Consider the following 21,534-nt stretch of genomic DNA (forward strand, 5'->3'; position numbering starts at 1 on the left):
CGCGAAGCACGACGGCGCCGCGCGTCGAGGGTCGCATGCGCCGTCAGGCGCATAGCCCGCCCTCGACGCTTGCATCGCCGCGGGTTCTCAGACTGTGCCCGCCCGACTTGGGCTCTTGGCGAGGACAGCCCGTTTGCCGTGTATTGGCATACATAAGAACGGGATCCCGCAGCCAGGCGGCGTCTGAGGTTCCGCTACCCGCACCGCCACGCAAAACGAGCCTGGAAAAACCTCATTGAAATTGAGTCAGGACACGGCGGTTCGGGGGTCGGTTCCGGACCAGGCGACCAGTTTGGTTGCCACTTCTTCGACCGTTGGGCGGGAGTTCGGGTTCGGGTCGAGGCAGGCGTCGATGGTGCTGGACAGCGCTGCGGGGAGGCGGCGGTGGGTGCGCAGCGGTGCCGCGGTCCGGTCGCGTTGCGGGTAGTAGCGGGTGCCGTTGCTGCTGTGCTCGCGGTGGGAGACGTCCGCCCACGGGGTGGTGCCGGAGAGGGCTTCGTAGAGCGTGATGCCCAGGCCCCAGGTGTCGGCGGTGGGAGTCATCGCCTCGCCCCTGGCCTGCTCGGGGGAGAGGTAGTCGAAGGTGCCCGCTGAGCTGCGCTCGCCGATGCGGCAGCTCAGGCTCAGATCGAGGAGCACCGCCCGGCCGCCGACCTCGACGATGTTGGACGGTTTGACGTCGAGGTGCACCCAGCCCCGGCGGTGCAGGTAGGTCAGCACCGAGCACAGCTGGATGCCCAGCACCGCGGCGTCGATCGGGCGCAACCTGCCGTGCTCGTCGATCAGGTAGCTCAGCGTGTGGCCGGGCAGGGTTTCGGTGATCACCGCTGGTCGCGAGGGCTCTTCGGTCCGGACGATCTCGTAGCCGCGCACCAGGTGCGGGTGCGTGAACTGGGTCAGCAGCACGCCCTCGTTGCGCAGCCATCCCACCGCGCGCTGGTCCTCGGCTCGCTCCGGCCGAACCGTCTTGGCGACGCAGCGGCAGGACCGCTCTTCGCTCCAGACGTCGTAGACGTCGAGGCGGTTGCCGCGGCGCAGGTGGTCGACGACCCGGTAGTCGGGCGCGAGGAGTTCACCCGGGGCCAGCGGGGCTTCGCCCGCTCCCCAGTTGTGGTCCGGTTCGCCGTAGTAGTAAGAGCTCAACGAGTCGATCAACACCGCCGTCTACCGCGATCAGCTGTGGCTGCGGCGCCGGTAGTGGCCGCCGCTGCTGCTGCGCGAGTGGTGACGTCGGTGGTTGTCGTCGCTGCTGTCGTAGCGGCGACGACGGTGGTCATCGCTGCTGTCGCGACGACGACGGTGGTCATCGCTGCTGTCGCGACGACGACGGTGGTCATCGCTGCTGTCCCGGCGACGACGATGATCGTCGCTGCTGTCGCGGCGACGGTGCCCCATGTCGGAGTGATCGCGGCTGTGGTGCTTGGCCGGGGACACCATCTTGAACAGCTTGGAGAGGTCCATCGCTCCCACGCTCCTGATAGCTCGACGGCCGCGCACCGAACGCGGTCCTGTGATCATTGTCCAGGGATTTCGGCGCCGGGTCGAGGAGTTTTAGCCGAGCTGGTAGGAGGACGTGAAAATCGTTGGTGCTATTAGCCGTTGGTGGTAAGCGAACGGGCCGCCCACGTCATTTACCGACGTGGACGGCCCGTTCGCGCCAGGTCACATGGGCTGCTTGACCGCGGCAGCAGCGTCGACGATGCCGTATCCGTACAGCGGCGTGAACACTCCGTGCACGCCCAGGACCGGCGTGCGGGCCGACTTCATCAGAGCCTGCTCGATGCCGTCGGCATTGCGACCCTGCGCGCCGAGCAGCGCGGCGACGCCCGCGACCTGCGGGGCGGCCATGGACGTTCCGGCCAGCGAGTCGTAGTCGCCCTGGCCGCACTCCGCCGAGCCCATGCCGCGCGGGACCGCGGACCAGACGTCGCCGTCGCAGCCCTTCAGCGACGAACCACCAGGCGCGGCAACGGCTTTCATGTCCGGCTTGAGGGTGAGGTTGGAGTACACCGAGTGCAGTTCGCTCGAGTCGGTGGCGGCGACGCACAGCGCACCCGCCTCCCACGACGGGGTGTCGCACAGCGGCGCGGTCTCGTTGCCCGCGGAGGCCACCACGATCACGCCCTTGTCACGCGCGTAGGAGATGGCGTCCTTGGTCTCGGCGCCCTGGCCGAGCAGCGTCAGCAGCTGCGTGCCGGGTGAGGCGCCCAGGCTGAGGTTGATCACGTTCGCACCGTGGTCGGCGGCCCAGCGGATGCCGGCGCCGATCTCCTCGAAGCTGCCGGAACCGTTCTCCAGCGCCTTGACCGGCATGATCCGCGCACCCGGCGCGACCCCGGCGATGCCGACGCCGTTGTTCGCCGCGGCGGCCGCGATGCCCGCGACGTGCGTGCCGTGAACGTCAGAGGCCTGGCCGACGCCGTCCACCCCGCGCCAGTCGCCGTTGCCGCACGGCGCCGGGCGCTCGCCGCACGCGGCGAAAGTCGCGCCGGGAACGAGCTTCGACGCTAACTCGGGGTGCCCGAGGTCGACGCCGGTGTCCACCACGGCGATGATCTGACCGGCTCCGGTGCTGGTCGCCCAGGCCTCCGGCGCGTGGAGCTGCGCGAGTCCCCACTGCTTCTCGCTGAGCGGATCACCCGCTTGCTGCGCGGTGGCTGTGGTTTGGGTGGCCAGCATCGCCATCCCGGCCAGTGCGGCGGTCATCAGTGCCCGAACCCGCATCGCGTCTCCCAACTTCGGTACATCGTTGCGCCGGATCAACGAGTCCACCGAGAGCCAGATGCGACCGCCGAGGAAGAACCTCCATCTGCCGCAACACATTCGGACGATCGGCTCAGCGGCTGCGGCCCCAGTCGTGCATCGCTTGCAGGATCGGCAGCAGCCCGCGGCCCCGGCCGGTCAGCGAGTAGCTCACGCGCTGGACGCGGTGAAGGGCACCTCCGAGCCGAGCTCGGAAGTGCCCTTCAGCGGTGAACGTCAGTGCACGGATTCGGAAGAGGAGGAGTCCTTCACCGTCTTGCGGGGTTCCGGGACAGCGGTCTCGCCCGGCACAGTCGCGATCATCGCGACGGTGTCACCGCCGACGGTTCGGCCGGTTTCCGCCGGCTTCTTGCGCCAGGCGTTGAAAAGCAGGTTCAGCAGCAGGGCCGCGATGCAGCCGGTGCTGATACCCGAGTCGAGCACGGTGCGCAGCGCCGACGGGAAGTGCTCGTAGAACTGCGGCGCGATCACCGGGACCAGACCGATGCCCAGCGCACCGGCCACGATCAGCGAGTTGAACGGGTCGCTGAGGTCGGACTTGCTCAGCGTGCGGATGCCGCTGGTGGCCACCGAACCGAACAGCACCAGCGCAGCACCGCCCAGAACCGGTTGCGGCACAAGAGAAACGACCGCGCCGACGATCGGGAACAGGCCCAGCAGCACCAGCACACCACCGGCCGTCGCGACCACGTACCGGCTGCGCACCCGGGTCAGCGCCACCAGACCGATGTTCTGCGCGAAGGCGCTGCAGGTGAAACCGCCGAACACAGCGCTGAGCGCACTGCCCGCGCCGTCCGCGCGCAGACCGGCCGCGATGGTCTTCTCATCGGCCGGCCGGTCCACGATCTCGCCCAGCGCGACCATGTCCGCAGTGGTCTCCATCATCGCCACCAGCATCACGATGCAGATCGAGATGGTCGCGGTCAGGTCGAACACCGGCGCGCCCAGCGCGAACGGCGTGGGCAGGTTGAACACCGGGGCCGAGTCGAACGTGGTGGTGTTGATCATCCCCAGCGGCCAGGCGATCAGCGTGCCCACCACCAGGCCGATGAGCAGCGCGATCCGGTTCCAGAAGCCCTTGAGGAAGCGGTTGAACAGCAGCACCAGGACGAACGTAAGCGCGCCGAGCGCGATCTTCTGCGGCGCTGCGTAGTCCAGGGCGTCCGGGTTGGTCCCGGCGATCCACTTGATGCCCACCGGCATCAGCGCCAGACCGATGAGCGTGATCACGGTTCCGTTGACCACGGGCGGGAAGAACCGCACCATGCGGGAGAAGTAGGGGGCGATCAAGAAGGCCAGCAGGCCTGCGATCAGCACTGAACCGTAGATCACCGACAGCGATTGCTGCTGTCCCTGCTGCGCGACGATGGCCAGCATCGGCGCGACCGAACCGAACGTGACGCCGTTGACGAACGGCAGCCGGGCACCGATCTTCCAGATCCCCAGCGACTGCAACATGGTGGCGATCCCCGCGGTGAACAGGCTCGCCCCGATGAGCAAGGTCATCTGCGTCGGCCGCAGGCCCATGGCCTCGCCGACGATCAGCGGTGGTGCCACCACACCCGCGTACATCGCGGCGATGTGCTGGACGCCGAACGCCATCATGCGCACTGGCGGCATCACCTCGTCCACGGGGTGGATGTCGGTGGGTTGTCCGTTCCGGGTGCCGCGGTTGCGGCGGGTCTTGAAGAGGGCCATGGTGACTCCTGGGCCGCAGGGTCAGATCAGGTCACTATCAATGCCGGGTTTTTTCTTCTCGTTTCGGGAAAATCAATTTGCGTTCCACAGTGGACCTGTGGGTTTCCGGGCGGTTGCCCGAAGTCCGGATAGCAGCAAGGGGCCACCAGGAAATATCTCCGTTCGGTGGCCCCTAGGTCCAGGATCGTCGGTGATCCTCGAAAAAGCCGACTCCCTGCTGCGGGGGAGCCCGGTGGTGCGCGGCTTCCGCCGGGAAACGCCGTCGTTCCCGGCGGAAGCGTTCTGCGGTAAGCAGTGACTGCGAAGCTTTGCTCGCACTGCGCGGAAGATGCCGCATGCGCCGCAGGCGCATAACCCACCCTGGCAGCTCGCACCGCCGCGGGTTCTCAGTGTTCGCCTGGCGAGGACAGCCCTGACGTCGTGTATTGGTCATACATAAGTCAGGGCTCCCGGAGTCCAGGCGAGCACTGAGGTCCCGCTACTGGCACCGCAAAGCAGGGCGAGTCACGACTTCCTCCTCGATCAGAACTGCGGAAGGCTGTACCAGGCCTGCGGCGCTTCCTCGACGTCGTCGCGCTTGACGACGCCCTCGATCAGGCCGTACGGGCGGTCCGCGGCGAAGAACACCTCGTTGTTGTTCTCCAGACCGCAGTACTCCATGTCGACCAGGAAGTGGTGCTTGTTCGGCAGCGACAGCCGGACCTCGGCCACCTCCGGGTGCTTCTCCATGGCCGCCTTGCCCATCTCGTACAGGCTCTGCTGCAGCGCGAGGCTGTGCGTGGTGGCGAAGGCCTCCAGCATGGTGGCGCGGATCGACTCGAAGCTCTTGCCCCAGGCAACGTCGGTGTGCAGGTAGCGCCAGCGAGCGGTCACCGCGGTGGCCAGGATCCGGTCGTTGGTCTCGGCCAGCGTCGTGTACTTGTCCTTGGGGTAGCCCCAGAACTCCGAGCCGGTGGACTTGAGCACGATCAGGTCCTTGAGCCCGGACACCACGTGAGCCTGGTCGCCGTCGATGGTCACCGCGGTGGTGCGCTTCTCGTCGGTCGAGCGGGCGAAGGAGTGGTCGTGGCCGGTGCCGCCGACCGGAATGCGCTCCCAGCTGTACTCGTCGATGAGGATGCGAGCCCCGTTGATCCCGTCCGCGGTGCCGACGAAGTGCCGGCCCAGCCGCAGCGCGAAGTCCTCGATCTCGCCGATCGGTGCTTCCTTGGCGAAGGCGTAGACCGTGTTCTTCTGCGTGTCGGTGGGCAGCACGTTGCTGTTGTCACCGGTGAGGTGCGCGCTCTCGAGGTCGCCGCGCAGCGAGGAGCTGACGTTGAGGTCCTTGATGGTGTGGCGCGCTTGGTCCCGGTTGACCGAAACGATGCGGACCTCAGCCTTGCCGTACTGGTTGGGACCCAAGACGATGCCCATGGGGCGATCAGCTCCCTCGGTAGGTGGAGTAGGCGAACGGGCTCAGCAGAATCGGAACGTGGTAGTGCTGCTCCGGATCGGTGATCCGAAAGGTGATCTGGACCTGCGGGTAGAACGACGCAGTGCCCTGGGACTCGAAGTACGCACCGGTGTCGAAGGTGAGCCGGTAGTCCCCGACCTCGAGCCGCTCCGGGCCGAGGTCCTTGATCCGGCCGTCGTCGTCGGTCCGCCCGTCGGCGAGCGTCTCCCACTCAGCGCCCTTGGCGGCCTCCAGCCGGATCGCGACACCGACCGCGGGTTTGCCCCGTGCGGCGTCGAGAACGTGGGTGGTGACGGCACTCATCCTTCGATCACCTTTGCCAATCTCAAACGTGCGATCTTGCGGAGTTCGTCCTCGACGATCCGCAGCTCGGTTTCCGGCTCGTTGTCCAGGCGGGAGTGCAGGATTTCCAGCAGCTCCTCGCCGCTGCGACCGCTGGCGCAGACCAGGTAGACGTGCCCGAACCGCCGCTCGTACGACTCGTTGCCCTCCCGCAGCGCGCGGGCCAGCTCCGCGTCGTCGCCGACGCCGGCCTGCTCGTTGCGGGAGAACTCCGACGAGGTGTCCGAGCCCTGCACCCGGTCGCCGATGCGCGGGTGCGCGGCCAGCGCCTGGTCGATCTCCTCGCGGGTCAGCACGGGGGCGGCGTCGTCGCCCGCCCGGTAGATCGCGTCGGCGTCGGCGAACGGGCGCCGGTCGGCGATGTCGGCGGCCCAACGCGGGATGTCCAGGCAGGCGAGGAGCTGCTCGACGAATTCCGCGCGAGGCAGGCCGTTGAGCCGGTCCGGTCGAGTGGTTGTTGACATCGCGAACTCTCACAGGATGTGTGCGGCCCCGAAGGTTTTCGGGGGAGCGGAGGCGGCGGACGGAAGTCCGAGCATGCCTGGGCTGTGCTGAGGCTGCTGGTCAGAGCTTCGGTGCGGCAAAAGCTACGACTGAGCTGCACGAGTGTCAACACTTTGTTGAAAAATCCTGGTCGCGGGTTGTGCGACCGGCACAATCAAGCCCCTCTTGTCAGGCGGGCAAGAGGGGCTTGGTGGGAGTGCGTCGGTGCCTGTCGGCGAATGCCGTCCGCGCTTGTGGAAGCGGCGTCAGCCGCTTGGATCACCTATGCAGGGTGACCACCCGCAGTCCGGGGAACCTCTCAGGTTCCGCTGAGCGACCACGCGGGCAAGGCAACCACCAACAGGCTCTCAGTTGTGGTCGGCCTGCTCGCGGTTGAGGTAGTTGTAGACCGTGAAGCGGCTGACGCCGAGCGCCTTGGCCACCGTCTCCACGGACTTGCGCATGGTGAACGCGCCGCGCTCTTCGAGGAGCCGGACGGCGCGCTGCTTCTCCGGGCGCGGCAGGTCCGGCAGGGGGCCGCCCAGTTCGGTCTCGACCGCGCGGATGATCCGGTCCAGGGCGCTGGTCAGCTCCTCGTCGGGCAGCCGGACGGCGACCGCCGGGGCACCTTCCCAGTACAGGACGACGTCGCCGGGCTGGCGCTGGTCCGCGGGCACGGCGGTGCCGCCGATGTGCTCCAGTAGCGGAGCGATCGCGTTGGCGAGCGGATGCACGCTGACCAGCCTAAACCTGACCGTCTTCGGTGTCGTCGACGGTCACCTGCAGAGTGATCCGGTTCGCACCGGTGTTCAGCGCGGTCTCGACCACCTGGGCCAGCGCGGGCAGCAGCGTCTCCCGGTCGCCGGCGATCGACGTGCCCAGCGGACCGAAGTCGGGCTCCAGTCCGGCAGCGCGAAGGCAGTCGCGCGCGGCCACGGCGTGCGCCGGTGGCTCGCCCTCGCCCTCGAAGGGCTCGGTGGTGAATTCAGCTCGCAACATCATCGGCGGAACCTCCCTGCTCGCACGGTAGTCGTCGCGCTGCGCGCGCGGTTTTCGGCTCTGCGCAGCGCAGTTCATGGCGGTGGGTAACTCGGGAGGAGTCGTTGCGCGGCTTGCGAGATGCCGCTAATCTATCGCTGTACGAAACAAGATTTCCGCATAGCGAAATTTCAGGTACGAGATCTCCGAATCTTCTCCCGAGGGGGTGCCCATGGATCCGAACCGGTACGAGGTCAACCTCTCGATCCTGTTCGCCGAGCTGGACGTGCTGGACCGACCCGCGGCGGCCAAGGCGGCTGGTTTCGACGCGGTGGAGTTCTGGTGGCCGTTCGCGGAGGCCGTGCCCGCCGACCGGGACGTGGACCGGTTCGTGCAGGCCATCGAGGACGCCGGGGTTTCCCTGGTCGGCCTGAACTTCTTCGCTGGGGACATGCCCGCGGGTGACCGCGGCGTGCTGTCCAACCCCGACCGGGCGGGCGAGTTCGCCGACAACGTCGACGTTCTCGTCGGCATCGGCGAGCGCCTCGGCTGCCGCGCCTTCAACGCCCTGTACGGCAACCGGATCGACGGCGTCGACCCGGCCGCGCAGGACCAGGTCGCCACCGAGAGCCTGCTGCGCGCCTCCAGGGCACTGGAGCGCGTCGACGGCACGGTGCTGATCGAGCCGGTCAGCGGCATGCCCGCCTACCCGCTGAAGACCGCCGACGACGCCATCGAGGTGATCGACCGGGTGCGCGCCGCCGGAGGTGGCGACAACCTGCGCCTGCTGTTCGACATCTACCACCTGGTGGTCAACGGCGACGACCCGAACGCGGTGCTGGACAAGCACGCCGCGGCCATCGGCCACGTGCAGATCGCCGACGCCCCGGGGCGCAACGAGCCGGGCACCGGCGAGATCGACTTCGACCACTACTTCAACCGGCTCGACGCCGCGGGCTACCGCGGATACATCGGGCTGGAGTACAAGCCGAGCGGAGCCAGCGCAGACAGCTTCAGCTGGATCAAGCGCTGAGCCAAGCCTGTTTCCAGGCTCGTTTGCGTGGCGGTGCGGGTGGCGGAACCTCAGACGTCGCCTGGCTGCGGGATCCCGTTTTTATGTATGGCCAATACACGGCAAACGGGCTGTCCTCGCCAAGAGCCCAAGTCGGGCGGGCACAGTCTGAGAACCCGCGGCGGTGCAAGCGTCGTAGGTGGGTTAAGCGGCTGCGCCGCTTCAAAGACAAAGACCGAAACAAGCGTTGAGCCAAGCCTGTTTCCAGGCTCATACGGAGGTAACACCATGAGCAAGGTCGGATTCATCGGGCTCGGGATCATGGGCGGCCCGATGGCGGCCAACCTGGTCAAGGCTGGGCACGGGGTCGTCGGCTACAACCGCAGCCAGGCCAAGGTCGACAAGCTGGTCGCCGACGGCGGCAAGGCCGCGGCCAGCGTTGCCGAGGCCGTGCGCGACGCCGACATCATCTTCACCATGCTGCCGGACTCGCCGGACGTCGAGGCCGTCGTGCTCGGCGAGGACGGCGTGCTGGCCAACGCCAAGTCGGGCGCGCTGCTCATCGACTGCAGCACCATCCGCCCGGACGTCTCGCGTCGTGTGGCCGAAACCGCCGCGGAGAAGGGCGTTCACGCCCTGGACGCGCCGGTCAGCGGTGGTGAGCCGAAGGCCATCGACGGCACGCTGTCCATCATGGTCGGTGGCGAGACGGACGCTTTCGCTGCGGCGCAAGACGTTCTGAATGCGGTCGGCACCACGATCGTCCATGTTGGACCGTCCGGCGCCGGGCAGACCGTGAAGGCCGCCAACCAGCTCATCGTGGCCGGCAACATCGGTCTGGTCGCCGAAGCGCTGGTGTTCCTCGAGGCGCACGGCGTGGACACCGAGGCCGGGCTCAAGGTTCTGGGCGGCGGTCTCGCCGGCAGCGCCGTGCTCAACGCCAAGGGCGACAAGATGCGCGGTCGCGAGTTCGCTCCCGGCTTCCGCCTCGAGCTGCACCACAAGGACATGGGCATCGTGCAGGCCGCCGCTCGCGACGCGGGTCTGACGATTCCGCTCGGCTCGCTGGTGAGCCAGCTGGTCGCCGCGGCCGTCGCCCAGGGCGACGGCAAGCTCGACCACTCCGGTCTGCTCAAGCAGATCACGCAGCTCAACGGCCGCGACTGAGAACCGGTCGTGAGTGCATAACCCGGTTGGAGCCAGTTTTCGCACTCACGACCCCGAGACTGCGGTGCTGCGTGGGGGATCCCTCGTCTCCTGCGGCAGAACCCCTGCGCAGCAACGCCGTTCCACCTGCAGTGGTCAATTTCGCGAGAAGTTGACGTTCACCCCGGTGACGGTCAATTTCTCGCGAAGGCCAGCCCTTCGCCCGACTACCACCCCGACGGTGGCGCTGACGCGCCGCTGTCATGGAAACCCCGCCTCGACCGGGCGATCTCGAAGAGCAAGACGGTCACGGGTCAGCGGTCCAAGCGCCGCCAAGCAACCAGAACCACTGACCCGTTCCCAACAAGGTGCGCGCAGCACCCGAGAGGAAGTCTTACACCATGGCCAAAGTCCCCGTCATGCAGGCCGTCGTCGACGTGCTCGAGTCCGAGGGCGTGAACATCACCTTCGGCTGCCCCGGCGCGGCGATCCTCCCGCTGTACGCGGCGATGGAGGACAGCGGCATCGAGCACCTGATCGTCCGCCACGAAGAGGGCGCCACCCACATGGCCGACGGTTGGGCCCGCACCAACGGCAACGTCGGCGTGGCCATCGGCACCTCCGGTCCGGCCGGCACCAACATGATCACCGGTCTCTACACCGCGATCGCCGACTCCATCCCGATCCTGTGCATCACCGGCCAGGCGGTGTCCAGCAAGCTGCACCAGGAGGCCTTCCAGGCGGTCGACATCGTCGACATCGCCAAGCCGGTCACCAAGTGGGCGGTGCAGGTCAAGGAGGCCGCGCAGGCGCCGTGGATCTTCCGCGAGGCGTTCCGCATCGCGCGCTCCGGCCGCCCCGGCCCGGTGCTGATCGACCTGCCGCTGGACGTGCAGAAGCAGGAGATCGAGTGGGACCCGGCGCTGGACGCCCCGCTGCCGATCGCGGCCGTCGAGCCGCACCTGCCGCGGGTCGAGCGCGCGCTGGACATGCTGCTGGAGGCCGACCGGCCGCTGATCCTCGCCGGTGGTGGTGTCATCCTCGGTGACGCCCACGAGCAGGTTCGGGAACTGGCCGAGCTGCTCGGCGTCCCGGTGCAGATCACCTTGATGGGCAAGGGTTCTTTCCCGGAGGACCACGAGCTGTTCGCCGGCATGACCGGTATCCAGACCAGCCAGCGCTACGGCAACCAGTCGTTCCTGGAGACCGACCTGGTGCTGGCGCTGGGCGCCCGCTTCGGCGACCGGCACACCGGTGCCCTGGACACCTACCGCGGTGAGCGCAAGTTCATCCACGTCGACATCGAACCCACCCAGATCGGCAAGGTCTTCGGGCCGGACCTGGGCATCGTCTCGGACACCCGGCTGTTCCTGGACGCGCTGATCGAGGCCGCCCGCAAGCGGAACGCGAAGAAGGACCACTCCGAGTGGGTCGCCCGGGTTGGCGTGCTCAAGCAGATCCTGACCCGGCCGGACGACTACGACACCGTGCCGATCAAGGCGCCGCGCGTGTACCGGGAGATCAACGAGATCTTCCCGCCGGAGGCCTACTTCGTCACCGCGATCGGGCTCTACCAGATCTGGGGCGGCCAGTTCCAGACCGCGCACCTGCCGCGGCACTACCAGGTGTGCGGCCAGGCCGGTCCGCTCGGCTGGGAGATCCCGGCGGCGATCGGCGTGAAGTCCGCGAAGCCGGACGCCGAGGTCGTCGCGGTGGTCGGTGACTACGGCTTCCAGTTCCTGGTCGAAGAGCTGGCGGTCGCGGCCCAGTACGACGTCCCGTTCGTGATCATCATGCTGAACAACGAGTACCTGGGCCTGATCCGCCAGGCCGAGGGCGACGCGTTCGGCATGAAGACCGAGGTCGACATCCACTACGACGACCACGGCACGGACAACGTCAAGATCATGGAGGCCTACGGCTGCGCGGGTCGCCGCGTCTTCGAGCCGAGCGACATCGCTGACACGATCGAGTGGGCCCGCAAGGAGGCCGTCGCCACCAGCAGGCCCGTGCTGGTCGAGGTGATGATCGAGCGCGAGGCGAACACCGCTCGAGGCCTCCGGATCGACGCCATGATCGAACCGGAGGAAGTGCCGAACGCCTGATTGAACTCGGGGTGCTGAGGGCGTCGGCCCGTTGGGAACCGGGCCGATCGGTCCTGTTGCACACTCTCGCACCCCGTGCGGGACTTCAGGGCAGTCCCGCGAGGGGAGCGTTCACCGGAACGCGCGGTGGTGTTCCGGTGAACGCCTTCCCCACTTCCCACAGACGGGGTGGTCGGGTGGAATGTCCGACGACCCTCGGTGTTCCCCGCCGCGCACGTGCCGGGCGTCACGGCGGGGAACACCTACCCCTTTGCACAACAGGAGTTCGCTTTGCCTGGACCCGTCCTGATCGCGCCGGACAAGTTCAAGGGCTCGCTGACCGCGCCGGAGGTGGCCGCAGCGGTGGCCACCGGCCTGCGCCGGGTCCGGCCCGAGGTGGAGGTCCGGTCGGCCCCCGTCGCCGACGGCGGGGACGGCACCGTGCAGGCCGCGGTGGCCGCCGGGTACGTGTCGATCCCGGTCATCGTCTCGGGGCCGGTCGGCGATCCGGTGGACACCGAGATCGCGATCTACGACGACAAGGCCGTGGTGGAGCTGGCGTCGGCCTCCGGGCTGGCGCTGCTGGACCCCGACGACCTGGCTCCGCTGGCGGCGTCCAGCGAGGGCACCGGCGAAGCGATCCTGGCGGCGCTGGACGCGGGCGCGCGAACTGTGGTGCTCGGCGTCGGTGGCAGCGCGTGCACCGACGGCGGCGCCGGAATGCTCACCGTCCTGGGGGCACGGGTTCTGGACGCTGCGGAGCATCCCCTGCCCCCAGGCGGTGGACCACTGTCGCGAGTCGCCTCGGTGGACCTCTCCGGCCTGGACCCGCGACTGGCCGACACCGAGATCATCCTTGCGTCCGATGTGGACAATCCGCTGCTCGGCGAGCGCGGCGCGGCCCACGTCTACGGCCCGCAGAAGGGCGCCGACCCCGATCAGGTGCGCTTCTTGGACGAGGCCTTGGCGAACTGGTCCCGCGCTGTGCTGGCGGCCGGCGGCCACGACGTGGCTGACCAGCCGGGAGCCGGTGCGGCCGGAGGCGTCGGCTACGGAGCGCTCGCCGTCCTCGGTGCCAGGATGCGCCCCGGCGTCGACGTGGTCCTGGAGCTGATCGACTTCGACCGCCAGCTGGACGGCGCGGGCCTGGTGATCATCGGCGAGGGCTCCATCGACGAGCAGACCCTCAACGGCAAGGGCCCGGCCGGAGTGGCGGCCCGAGCCCGCGCGGCGAACGTCCCGGTGGTGGCCATCGCGGGCCGCTCGGAACTCTCCCCGGAGCGCCTGCGTGAAGCGGGCATCGAAGCGGTCTACGCCCTCACCGACATCGAGCCGGACCCCCAACGCTGCATCCGCGAAGCAGCAACTCTCCTCCCGGTCCTCGCGGAGAAGATCGCCGAGCAGCACCTGTAGTTCCGCAGGAGGGCCGTTGCGTCTCAGGCCTCCGGGAAGAGGAGGTTCTGGGCGACTTCGCGGTTGTGGCGGACGTGGCGGATCGCTTCCGCCGCAGCTCGGTCCGGGTCGCCGGAGGCGATAGCCTCGTAGAGGTGAGTGTGCTCCTCGCACAGCACCTTCGGGTCGTCTGTCTGCTGGAACAGCCAGCGCAGGCGGCCCTGCAGCGGCTCCAGCATGCGTAACGGGCGATCACGCGAACCCAACGGCACCGGCTGGGCCACGTCCGCTCCTTCCTCCCAAGACCAACCCCACGCTAAGCCGCCGACCGACCACCCCGACCGAGCCTTCCTCCCGTCCCCGAGGTGATCACAGTTTCAATTGAAACTGTGATCCGCCGTGGGTGGGATTTACAGTTTCAATTGAAACTGTGTTCAGTCGCGACTGAAACCTACAGCTGCAATGAGCCTTTTCATGGGCTCAGGGACCGATGAGGGAGGGGCGGTCGGTGCCGGTGAACGGGTAGCGGTGGCGGAAGTCGGCCGCGGCGTCCTCGAACGTCGTGAAGCGGACGCCTTCGTGGCCGCTCCAGTAGCCGATCAGCCCTTCCAGCATCAGCAGGGCTCGACGTCGCGCGGGCTGACGAAGCCGTGCGAGTTCGCCGCGTGCTTGTTGAACAGCATCGGCGGCAGGTCGTCGACGTACCAGTTGCCGCAGAGCGCCACCAGGTCGACCTCGTGCCCGTGCTGCAGCGGCTTCATCCACGACTCCGCCGACCCGGCGAAGTCGATCGGCGCTGAATCGATGCTTGGTCGGGGAACACTTGACGTGGCAAGGGTTCAAAAGGAAGATTTCGATAGCCGATAAGTATACTTCACGATGTGAAAATTGCGGCTTGGCTCGCTTCCCGGCCGTGGGGTCTTGACCGGAATCGCCGAAAGTTCAACACTTTGTTGAACAGTTGATTTCAGGAGGTAACCGAGTTGTCCGAGTCAGCCACCGGGGCTTTCGACGTCGTGTTCCGCGCGCGACGGCTCATCGGTCCGAACGGGGAGACATCCGGCAGCGTCTGCGTGCGCGACGGCCGCATCGTCGCCGTCGAGCCCTTCGACGCCCAGCTCGACGCCGCGCGGACCATCGAGCTCGCCGAGGACGAGGTCCTGCTACCCGGGCTGGTCGACACCCACGTGCACGTCAACGACCCCGGCCGCACCGAGTGGGAGGGCTTCGACACCGCCACCCGCGCCGCGGCCGCAGGCGGCGTCACGACCATCCTCGACATGCCGCTGAACAGCCGCCCGCCGACCATCGACACCGGCGCGCTGGAGGTCAAGCGCAAGACCGCGCGGGAGAAGGCGCACATCGACGTCGGCTTCTGGGGCGGCGCGGTGCACGGCAACCTCGCCGAGCTGCGCGGACTGCACGAGGCCGGGGTGTTCGGCTTCAAGTGCTTCCTGCTGCACTCCGGCGTCGACGAATTCCCGCCGCTGAACCCGGCCGAGCTCGACGAGGCGCTGCGCGAACTGGCCCGCTACGACGCGATGATGATCGTGCACGCCGAGGACTCCGACGCCATCGAGCACGCGCCCACCGCGCACGGCGAGACCTACAGCGACTTCCTGAACTCCCGCCCGCGCGGCGCCGAGAACGTGGCCATCGCGCAGGTCATCGAGCTCGCCCGGCGCATCGGTGGACGCGTGCACATCCTGCACCTGTCCTCCTCGGACGCGCTGCCGATGATCGCCTCCGCACGCGCCGACGGCGTCAAGGTCACCGTCGAGACCTGCCCGCACTACCTGAGCTTCGGCGCCGAGGAAGTCCCCGACGGCGCCACCCAGTTCAAGTGCTGCCCGCCGATCCGCGAGGCGCGCAACCGCGAGCTGCTCTGGAAGGGCCTGGCCGACGGGATCATCGACTGCGTGGTCAGCGACCACTCGCCGTGCACCCCGGAGCTCAAGCGGTTCGACATCGGTGACTTCGGCGTCGCCTGGGGCGGTGTGTCCAGCCTCCAGCTCGGCCTGTCGGCGGTGTGGACGCAGGCGCGGGTGCGCGGGCACAGCCTTGCTGACGTGGTCGGATGGATGTCCCGCAAGCCCGCCGAGCTCGCCGGGGTGCACCGCAAGGGCTCCATCGCGGTCGGTCAGGACGCGGACTTCTGCGTGTTCGCCCCGGACGAGGCCTTCGTGGTGGACGTGGACAAGCTGCACCACCGCAACCCGGTCTCGCCGTACAACGGCCGTCCGCTGGCCGGCGTGGTGCGCGAAACCTGGCTCCGCGGCACGAAGATCGTCGGCTCCGACGCGGAAACCGCTCCGCAGGGCCAACTCCTCACCCGTTGATTCCCCGCCCCCGCGGTTTGCGCTTCCACCCGGAACTGCAAACCCGCGGTTCCACACGCCACGGCTGTGGACAACTCGCCATCGCGGTCGGTCACTTCAGGCGGCTGTGGGGTGCGTCGGGGTTGAGGGCTCGGACCATGTTCACCGCGGCAGCCAGGGACAGGCCCGGGAGCTCCTTGCGCACCTCTCGGACCGCCAGGATCTCGCGCTCCAGCGGATTGATCCCGGCCTTCGCCAGGACCTCGCGGGTCCAGCGGACCTTGGGGTCCTCGGCGGACGTCGGCTCGTCGAGGAGTCGCAGCGCGAGCTGCAGGCCCGGCACATCCTTCGCGGACGCGTTCTCCAGCGCTCGTCGGACGGACTCCCGTCCGCTGTCCAAATCATTGAGCACGATCATGTGCGCTTCGCGCTTGCCGAACATCTGGCCCCCTCGTCGGAATGATTCACCGGCGATCTTCTCAGGGCGCCGGGCACCCCGTGACCCCCGACCACGGGCGGCTGCTCCGGGCGGGAAGCCCCACGCCACCTCCCACCAGCGCTGACGTACGCTGAGTAACCGTGCTCGTCATTGCGCTGGACACCTCGACCCCTGCGGTGACCGCCGGGCTGGTCGCGCTGGACGAAGGTGGTCCCCGTTCGCTCGCCGAACGCGTCACGATCAACCCGCGTGCCCACGGCGAACTGCTGATGCCGCAGTTGCTCGACGTCATGACCGAGGCCGGCCACGAGCTGGCCGACGCCGACGCGATCGTCGTCGGTTCGGGTCCCGGCCCGTTCACCGGTCTGCGCGTCGGCATGGTCACCGCCGCGGCGCTCGGCCAGGCGGTCGGTCGGCCGGTGCACCCGGTGTGCAGCCTCGACGCGATCGCCGCGCAGGCCGACGTGACCGGGCAGCTGCTGGTCGCCACCGACGCCCGCCGCAAGGAGGCCTACTGGGCCGCCTACTCCGGGCGCACCCGGATCGACGGCCCGCACGTGCAGCGCCCCGCCGACGTGCCGACCGAGGGCTGCACCGCCGTCGCCGGTGAGCTGGCCGCCGCGTTCGACCTGCCCACCGTTGAGCCGCGCTACCCCGCGCCAGTGGGTCTCGTCGCGGCCGCGGCTGACGCGCTGCACGCCGAACCGGTCCCGCTGGTGCCGCTCTACCTGCGGCGACCGGACGCGGAGCTGCCGGGCAAGCGGAAGTCCGTGCTGACCAGGGGTGCCAGGTGATGACCGACGTCGCGCAGGTGCTCAAGCTGCGCCGCAGCGACCTGAAGCGGTGCGCGGAGCTGGAGCAGGTGCTCTTCCCGGGCGACGACCCCTGGTCGCGCGAGGCGTTCGCCTCCGAGCTCGACCAGGGCCACTACTACGTCGGGGCCTACCTGGACGAGCAGCTGATCGGCTACGCCGGGCTGGCCGTGGTCGGTCGCGCGCCGCACGCCGAAGCCGAGGTGCACACCATCGGCGTCGACCCCGGCCACCAGGGGCACGGCGCGGGCAAGGCGTTGCTGCGGGCGCTGCTGACGCGCGCCGACGAGCAGCAGGCGACGACTTTCCTGGAAGTGCGCACCGACAACGAAACCGCGATCGCGATGTACCGCGAGCACGGCTTCGAGATCGTCGGGCTGCGCAAGCGCTACTACCAGCCGTCCGGGGCCGACGCGCACACCATGCGCCGGCCCGCGGCGGGAACGGAGGCCGGGGGATGACTGCGGACCGGGTGGTTCTCGGCATCGAGAGCTCCTGCGACGAGACGGGTGTCGGTCTGGTCCGGCTGGCCGCGGACGGCACGGTCGAGCTGCTGGCCGACGCGGTGGCCTCCAGCGTCGACGAGCACGCGCGCTTCGGCGGCGTGGTGCCGGAGATCGCCAGCCGCGCGCACCTGACCGCGATGGCGCCGACGATGCGCCGCGCGCTGGACGAATCCGGCCTCGAACTGTCCGATGTGGACGCCATCGCGGTGACCGCCGGGCCGGGCCTGGCGGGTGCGCTGATGGTCGGCGTCGCGGCGGCCAAGGCCTACGCGTCCGCGCTGGGCGTGCCGCTGTTCGGCGTGAACCACCTCGGCGGGCACATCGCGGTAGACACCCTCGAGCACGGTCCGCTGCCGGTCCGCTGCCTGGCGCTGCTGGTCTCCGGCGGGCACTCCCAGCTGCTGCTGGTGGAGGGCATCGCCGAGCGGATCACCGAGGTCGGCACCACCATCGACGACGCCGCGGGCGAGGCCTACGACAAGGTCGCCCGCATCCTCGACCTGCCCTACCCGGGCGGCCCGCCGATCGACAAGCAGGCCAAGCTCGGCAACCCGAAGGCGATCGCCTTCCCACGCGGCCTCACCGGCCCGCGAGACGCGAAGTACGACTTCTCCTTCTCCGGGCTGAAGACAGCGGTCGCGCGCTGGGTCGAGACCGCGCAGCGCGAGGGCGAGGAAATCCGGATCCCGGACGTGTGCGCCTCGTTCCAGGAAGCGGTGGCCGACGTGCTGACCGCGAAGGCGGTGCGCGCGGCGAAGGACCTGGACGTGGACACGCTGGTGATCTCCGGTGGTGTGGCAGCGAATTCCCGCCTGTCGGAGCTGGCCGCGCAGCGCTGCGCCGAAGCGGGCATCACGCTCCGCGTGCCGCGCCCGCGCCTGTGCACCGACAACGGCGCGATGATCGCGGCCCTGGGAGCCCACGTCCTGGCTTCGGACGCCAAGCCCTCACCCGTCGACCTCGGCGCCAACCCGGGCCTCCCGGTCAACACCATCGTCGTCCAGTGAGGCCCGGCCTCGCGCCGTGAACCGCCAACTCCGGGGAAGCTCCGGACCGAGCCTCAGCGGGCGAGCGTTGTCCCAAGTTCAGGGAACTTCGGTTCCCCACACCGGTGAGCGGGGGGCGTCCCGAGTTCAGGGAAATTGGGACGCCCCCACTCACCGCGAACGGCCGGGGGACTCAATACCTCCGGTCGATCGTGCTGTCCGTCGTGGTGGTCCACTGGACGTAGCCGTGCTGGAAGTCGTTCCGGCGACCGCCGGACACCGCGAACTCACCCGTCGTCGGGTAGCCCAGGTACGAGCGCTCCCAGCCGAGGGCGGACCAGCGCTCCCGGATGCGGCCGAACACCTCGTGCGCTCCCGTGCCCGGCGACCAGTAGATCGAACCGGCCTTGGAGAAGTGGTTGTAGCGGCCGATCCCGTCCGGTGCGGTCATCTCGTCGGTGGTCGGATACCCGAGAGGGCCGAGCTCCCAGCCCAGCTGCGACCAGGTCACCCGGATCGCACCCCAGATCGCATGCGCTCCGGAGCCCGGCGACCAGTAGATCGAGCCCGCCTTCGAGAAGTGGTTGTACCGGCCGGTTCCGTCCGGCGTGGTCACCTCGTCGGTGGTCGGGTAGCCCAGCGGCCCCTGCTCCCAGCCGTTGGCCGCCCAGTTCTGCCGGATCGCGCCCCACACGGCGTGCGAGCCGGTGTCCGGCGTCCAGTAGATCGACGCTGCGATGGTGCTGGGCGTCCCGGCGAAGTGGTTGTACCGGCCGACACCGTCCGATGTGGACATCTCGTCGGTGGTCGGCGGGCCGAACTTGCCGTGTCCGCCGAGCTGCAGGTACTTCGCGAGGTTCCCGCCGAAGACGTAGTGCACGCCGGTCTGCTCCGTCCAGTACAGCCGACCGCGTTCGTAGGCCCGGTAGCGGATGCCACCCTCAGCGATCTCCGGCTCGGTCGGCGCGCCGAGCAGGCTGCGCAGCCCCGGCTCGGACTCGTAGCGGCGGTCGATCGGAGTGGTGTAGCGCGCGGTGAGCGTCATGTCCTGGGCGCCCATCCGCAGCACCCGGGACCGGTCGCCGATGCCGTCCGCCCACCCCGCGAAGCCGGCCACGCCGTCGGTGGCGGTCGTCGCGGCGATGACGTCCAGCGTCGCGCCTTCGGTGACCATCGCCGAACTCCGGCCACCTTCTGACGGGATCTGCAGCGCTGCAGGAACGTTGCTGGTCAACGTCAGCAGGTGCTCGCGAGGCATCGCCGCGTGCGTCTGGCTGGTGCGGACGCCGGCGCTGTCGGTGGTCGACGCGGTGATCTCCATCCGCGAGTCGGGGTGGTCGGTGAACGGGACCTCGAAGGTCGGTCCGTCGCCGCCGACACCGGGATGCCGGTGGCAGGTCGACTCCTCCGGGCAGTGCACCTCGGCGCTGATCCAGGTCACCGCCGTCGCACCGTCCTCGACGTCGCTGGCCTGCGCGGACAGCGACACCGGTTCGCCGACTGCGAAGGTCCGGGCGCCGGGCGTGGTCAGCACGAGCTGCGGCGAGTGGTTCGACGGCGCGACGACCAGGTCGGTGCTGCCGGACGCGGCGAGCGGATCGGTCACCACGAGCCGTGCGGTGAAGCGGTCGCCGGGCGGGTAGGTGTGGCTGGTGCGCACCCCGCTGCCCGAGGTGCCGTCGCCGAACTCCCAGCGGTAGGTGAGCGGATCGCCGTCGAAGTCGTGCGAGCGGGAGGCGTCGAAGGTGACCGTCCGGGTCGCCGGATCGGTGCTCGTCTCCGCCTCCGCGACCGGCGCCGAATTGCCCTGCGGGTAGCTGAGCCGCCGGATGGTGCCGGCGTAGATGTCGGCGAACTCGATGTCGCCGTTCGGTGCGGCGGCGAACTTCACCGGGCCGCCGATGTCGGTGGCGAACGGCGGGCTCTCCGGCACCCGCGCCAACCCGCCCTTCGCGTCGGTGCGCAGCGTCCACAGCTTCTTCGTGGTGTAGTCGCCGAAGAAGTACGCGCCTCGGTACGCCTCGGGGTAGCTCTCGCCCTGGTAGACGATGCCGCCGGTGACGCTGTTGCCCTGGTCGGCCCCGCCTCCGTGGCGGTACTCCCACAGCGGTGGCGTGTTCACCACCGAGGCGCATTCGGGCAGGTCGGCGTAGCCGGGCGTCGGGTGGTTGCCCTCCCAGCAGGGCCACTTGTAGTTCTGGCCGGGCCGGACGAGGTCGAGCTCCTCCCAGGCGTTGTAGCCGACGTCCCCGACGATCGGGGTGCCGGTCGCGGGGTCCAGCGACAGCCGGAACGGGCTGCGGAACCCGCTGGCGTACACCCGGCTGCGCCACGACGACGGGCTCGACTCCTGGAAGTGCGGATTGCTCGGCACGCCCCGCCCGTCGGCGGTGACGTGCAGGACCTTGCCGTTGGGGCTGTCGAGGTCCATCGACCGCAGCGCGTTGCGGTCGGTGCGGGTGAAGTCGGAGAGGTCGCCGATCGACACCCACAGCGTGCCGTCGTCGGCCGCCACCACCCCGGTCATGCCGTGCACCGCGTACTGGCTGCGGAACTCGAAGAGCACCGTTTCACCGGACAGCCCGGTGGGCTCCGGCGCGCCGGTGACCGTCCAGCGCGCGAGTCGCAGCAGGTAGCCGCCGGTGCCGCCGGGGACCGAGCGGATCAAGTAGACGTGGTGCGAGGTTTCGTAGTCCGGGGCGATCGCGATGCCGACCAGCCCGAGGTCCTGCGTCGGCTCGACGGGCAGGGTGGCGATGGTGCGGGCCTCGCCGTCGGTGGAAACCCACGCCACGGTGCCCTTCTTGCCGGTGCTGAGGACGCTGCCGTCGGGCAGGTGGGCGAAGTCAGTCAGGTCGAACGCGGCTTGGCCGCTGGGCTGGTTGCGGAGCACGAACCCGGTGGGGACCGCGGCTTCCGCACGGTGCGCGGGAAGCACCGCCAGCAGGCCGATGGACAGCAGTGCTGAACATAACGCGCATAACCAGGCGCGCGCTCTTCGAGCGATCACGGTGACCACACCCCTATTTAGGAAGGATGTGCTGATATCGCCCGAACTTCCGCTTTCGTTGCCAAAACCGCGTGATCTCGCGCAACGTCATCGGAGATCACTGGAAGTGATG

General features: G+C 69.0%; 23 protein-coding genes. 8 read left to right on the forward strand and 15 right to left on the reverse strand.

What is annotated here, in order from left to right:
• Positions 1-246: 246 nt before the first annotated feature.
• The 10 genes from ACWCO2_RS05485 to ACWCO2_RS05530 form a co-directional block, all read right to left on the reverse strand.
• Positions 247-1,158, reverse strand: a complete 912-nt coding sequence (locus tag ACWCO2_RS05485) for a serine/threonine-protein kinase (protein WP_450126498.1) — start codon at positions 1,156-1,158, stop codon at positions 247-249.
• Positions 1,159-1,173: 15 nt separating this feature from the next.
• Entirely contained in the window at positions 1,174-1,461 is a 288-nt protein-coding gene (locus tag ACWCO2_RS05490; protein WP_450126499.1) for a hypothetical protein, read from the reverse strand.
• A 201-nt stretch (positions 1,462-1,662) separates the two neighbouring features.
• The gene (locus tag ACWCO2_RS05495) at positions 1,663-2,724 is read right to left on the reverse strand and encodes a S8 family serine peptidase (protein ID WP_450126500.1); all 1,062 of its coding nucleotides are present in this window, start codon (positions 2,722-2,724) and stop codon (positions 1,663-1,665) included.
• 112 nt (positions 2,725-2,836) lie between these two features.
• Positions 2,837-2,917 carry a winged helix-turn-helix transcriptional regulator gene (locus tag ACWCO2_RS05500; protein WP_450126667.1) on the reverse strand — a complete coding sequence of 27 codons (81 nt, stop codon included), beginning with the start codon at positions 2,915-2,917 and terminating at the stop codon, positions 2,837-2,839.
• Positions 2,918-2,979: 62 nt separating this feature from the next.
• Entirely contained in the window at positions 2,980-4,461 is a 1,482-nt protein-coding gene (locus tag ACWCO2_RS05505) for a nucleobase:cation symporter-2 family protein (RefSeq protein ID WP_450126501.1), read from the reverse strand.
• A gap of 522 nt (positions 4,462-4,983) precedes the next feature.
• Positions 4,984-5,874, reverse strand: a complete 891-nt coding sequence (pucL, locus tag ACWCO2_RS05510) for a factor-independent urate hydroxylase (protein ID WP_450126502.1) — start codon at positions 5,872-5,874, stop codon at positions 4,984-4,986.
• Between the two features lie 7 nt (positions 5,875-5,881).
• Positions 5,882-6,217: a hydroxyisourate hydrolase gene (uraH, locus tag ACWCO2_RS05515; protein ID WP_450126503.1), complete on the reverse strand. Its 336-nt coding sequence runs from the start codon at positions 6,215-6,217 to the stop codon at positions 5,882-5,884.
• Positions 6,214-6,720, reverse strand: a complete 507-nt coding sequence (gene uraD / locus ACWCO2_RS05520) for a 2-oxo-4-hydroxy-4-carboxy-5-ureidoimidazoline decarboxylase (protein ID WP_450126504.1) — start codon at positions 6,718-6,720, stop codon at positions 6,214-6,216. The genes uraH and uraD overlap by 4 nt, the downstream gene beginning before the upstream one ends.
• Positions 6,721-7,107: 387 nt before the next feature.
• The gene (locus tag ACWCO2_RS05525; protein ID WP_450126505.1) at positions 7,108-7,473 is read right to left on the reverse strand and encodes a helix-turn-helix domain-containing protein; all 366 of its coding nucleotides are present in this window, start codon (positions 7,471-7,473) and stop codon (positions 7,108-7,110) included.
• Positions 7,474-7,483: 10 nt separating this feature from the next.
• Complete coding sequence (locus ACWCO2_RS05530) at positions 7,484-7,741, reverse strand: thiamine-binding protein (protein ID WP_450126506.1); 258 nt, start codon at positions 7,739-7,741, stop codon at positions 7,484-7,486.
• A gap of 208 nt (positions 7,742-7,949) precedes the next feature.
• On the opposite strand from ACWCO2_RS05530, the gene ACWCO2_RS05535 reads away from it, so the two are divergent.
• From ACWCO2_RS05535 to ACWCO2_RS05550, 4 genes are all read left to right on the forward strand, one after another.
• Positions 7,950-8,750 carry a hydroxypyruvate isomerase family protein gene (locus ACWCO2_RS05535; protein ID WP_450126507.1) on the forward strand — a complete coding sequence of 267 codons (801 nt, stop codon included), beginning with the start codon at positions 7,950-7,952 and terminating at the stop codon, positions 8,748-8,750.
• Between the two features lie 267 nt (positions 8,751-9,017).
• Complete coding sequence (locus tag ACWCO2_RS05540; RefSeq protein WP_450126508.1) at positions 9,018-9,896, forward strand: 2-hydroxy-3-oxopropionate reductase; 879 nt, start codon at positions 9,018-9,020, stop codon at positions 9,894-9,896.
• 380 nt (positions 9,897-10,276) lie between these two features.
• Positions 10,277-11,980: a glyoxylate carboligase gene (gcl, locus tag ACWCO2_RS05545; RefSeq protein ID WP_450126509.1), complete on the forward strand. Its 1,704-nt coding sequence runs from the start codon at positions 10,277-10,279 to the stop codon at positions 11,978-11,980.
• 270 nt (positions 11,981-12,250) lie between these two features.
• Positions 12,251-13,372 carry a glycerate kinase gene (locus ACWCO2_RS05550; RefSeq protein ID WP_450126510.1) on the forward strand — a complete coding sequence of 374 codons (1,122 nt, stop codon included), beginning with the start codon at positions 12,251-12,253 and terminating at the stop codon, positions 13,370-13,372.
• 23 nt (positions 13,373-13,395) lie between these two features.
• On the opposite strand, the gene ACWCO2_RS05555 is transcribed toward ACWCO2_RS05550, so the two are convergent.
• The 3 genes from ACWCO2_RS05555 to ACWCO2_RS05565 form a co-directional block, all read right to left on the reverse strand.
• Positions 13,396-13,635, reverse strand: coding sequence for an FCD domain-containing protein (locus ACWCO2_RS05555; protein ID WP_450126511.1), 240 nt, complete (start codon positions 13,633-13,635; stop codon positions 13,396-13,398).
• A gap of 196 nt (positions 13,636-13,831) precedes the next feature.
• Positions 13,832-13,966 (reverse strand): hypothetical protein, encoded by a 135-nt coding sequence (locus tag ACWCO2_RS05560; protein WP_450126512.1) that lies wholly within the window; start codon positions 13,964-13,966, stop codon positions 13,832-13,834.
• Positions 13,966-14,112 (reverse strand): hypothetical protein, encoded by a 147-nt coding sequence (locus tag ACWCO2_RS05565; protein WP_450126513.1) that lies wholly within the window; start codon positions 14,110-14,112, stop codon positions 13,966-13,968. Before ACWCO2_RS05565 ends, ACWCO2_RS05560 begins: the two co-directional genes overlap by 1 nt.
• Positions 14,113-14,334: 222 nt before the next feature.
• Between ACWCO2_RS05565 and allB the strand changes: the two genes are divergently transcribed.
• Entirely contained in the window at positions 14,335-15,690 is a 1,356-nt protein-coding gene (allB, locus tag ACWCO2_RS05570; RefSeq protein ID WP_450126514.1) for an allantoinase AllB, read from the forward strand.
• Positions 15,691-15,781: 91 nt separating this feature from the next.
• On the opposite strand, the gene ACWCO2_RS05575 is transcribed toward allB, so the two are convergent.
• Positions 15,782-16,111, reverse strand: coding sequence for a hypothetical protein (locus ACWCO2_RS05575; protein ID WP_450126515.1), 330 nt, complete (start codon positions 16,109-16,111; stop codon positions 15,782-15,784).
• 137 nt (positions 16,112-16,248) lie between these two features.
• On the opposite strand from ACWCO2_RS05575, the gene tsaB reads away from it, so the two are divergent.
• Genes tsaB through tsaD form a run of 3 tightly spaced genes read left to right on the forward strand, consistent with a single transcriptional unit; the run spans position 16,249 to position 18,433 of the window.
• On the forward strand, positions 16,249-16,902 hold the full coding sequence (gene tsaB / locus ACWCO2_RS05580) for a tRNA (adenosine(37)-N6)-threonylcarbamoyltransferase complex dimerization subunit type 1 TsaB (RefSeq protein ID WP_450126516.1): 654 nt from the start codon (positions 16,249-16,251) through the stop codon (positions 16,900-16,902).
• Positions 16,902-17,381 carry a ribosomal protein S18-alanine N-acetyltransferase gene (gene rimI / locus ACWCO2_RS05585; protein WP_450126517.1) on the forward strand — a complete coding sequence of 160 codons (480 nt, stop codon included), beginning with the start codon at positions 16,902-16,904 and terminating at the stop codon, positions 17,379-17,381. Before tsaB ends, rimI begins: the two co-directional genes overlap by 1 nt.
• Positions 17,378-18,433, forward strand: a complete 1,056-nt coding sequence (tsaD, locus tag ACWCO2_RS05590) for a tRNA (adenosine(37)-N6)-threonylcarbamoyltransferase complex transferase subunit TsaD (protein ID WP_450126518.1) — start codon at positions 17,378-17,380, stop codon at positions 18,431-18,433. Before rimI ends, tsaD begins: the two co-directional genes overlap by 4 nt.
• A gap of 172 nt (positions 18,434-18,605) precedes the next feature.
• Here tsaD and ACWCO2_RS05595 read toward each other — a convergent pair whose 3' ends face one another.
• A complete protein-coding gene (locus ACWCO2_RS05595; protein WP_450126519.1) occupies positions 18,606-21,422 on the reverse strand; it encodes a PQQ-dependent sugar dehydrogenase in 2,817 nt (938 codons plus the stop codon).
• Positions 21,423-21,534: the final 112 nt, after the last annotated feature.

This window comes from Saccharopolyspora sp. NPDC002376 (genome assembly GCF_053593195.1).

Excerpts from the sequence above, each read along its gene's own strand:
- ACWCO2_RS05490 (WP_450126499.1), bottom strand. The coding sequence starts at position 1,461 with ATGGACCTCTCCAAGCTGTTCAAGATGGTGTCCCCGGCCAAGCACCAC.
- ACWCO2_RS05495 (WP_450126500.1), bottom strand. The coding sequence starts at position 2,724 with ATGCGGGTTCGGGCACTGATGACCGCCGCACTGGCCGGGATGGCGATG.
- ACWCO2_RS05505 (WP_450126501.1), bottom strand. The coding sequence starts at position 4,461 with ATGGCCCTCTTCAAGACCCGCCGCAACCGCGGCACCCGGAACGGACAA.
- pucL (WP_450126502.1), bottom strand. The coding sequence starts at position 5,874 with ATGGGCATCGTCTTGGGTCCCAACCAGTACGGCAAGGCTGAGGTCCGC.
- uraH (WP_450126503.1), bottom strand. The coding sequence starts at position 6,217 with ATGAGTGCCGTCACCACCCACGTTCTCGACGCCGCACGGGGCAAACCC.
- uraD (WP_450126504.1), bottom strand. The coding sequence starts at position 6,720 with ATGTCAACAACCACTCGACCGGACCGGCTCAACGGCCTGCCTCGCGCG.
- ACWCO2_RS05530 (WP_450126506.1), bottom strand. The coding sequence starts at position 7,741 with ATGATGTTGCGAGCTGAATTCACCACCGAGCCCTTCGAGGGCGAGGGC.
- ACWCO2_RS05535 (WP_450126507.1), top strand. The coding sequence starts at position 7,950 with ATGGATCCGAACCGGTACGAGGTCAACCTCTCGATCCTGTTCGCCGAG.
- ACWCO2_RS05540 (WP_450126508.1), top strand. The coding sequence starts at position 9,018 with ATGAGCAAGGTCGGATTCATCGGGCTCGGGATCATGGGCGGCCCGATG.
- gcl (WP_450126509.1), top strand. The coding sequence starts at position 10,277 with ATGGCCAAAGTCCCCGTCATGCAGGCCGTCGTCGACGTGCTCGAGTCC.
- ACWCO2_RS05560 (WP_450126512.1), bottom strand. The coding sequence starts at position 13,966 with ATGCTGGAAGGGCTGATCGGCTACTGGAGCGGCCACGAAGGCGTCCGC.
- ACWCO2_RS05565 (WP_450126513.1), bottom strand. The coding sequence starts at position 14,112 with ATGAAGCCGCTGCAGCACGGGCACGAGGTCGACCTGGTGGCGCTCTGC.
- ACWCO2_RS05575 (WP_450126515.1), bottom strand. The coding sequence starts at position 16,111 with ATGTTCGGCAAGCGCGAAGCGCACATGATCGTGCTCAATGATTTGGAC.
- rimI (WP_450126517.1), top strand. The coding sequence starts at position 16,902 with ATGACCGACGTCGCGCAGGTGCTCAAGCTGCGCCGCAGCGACCTGAAG.
- tsaD (WP_450126518.1), top strand. The coding sequence starts at position 17,378 with ATGACTGCGGACCGGGTGGTTCTCGGCATCGAGAGCTCCTGCGACGAG.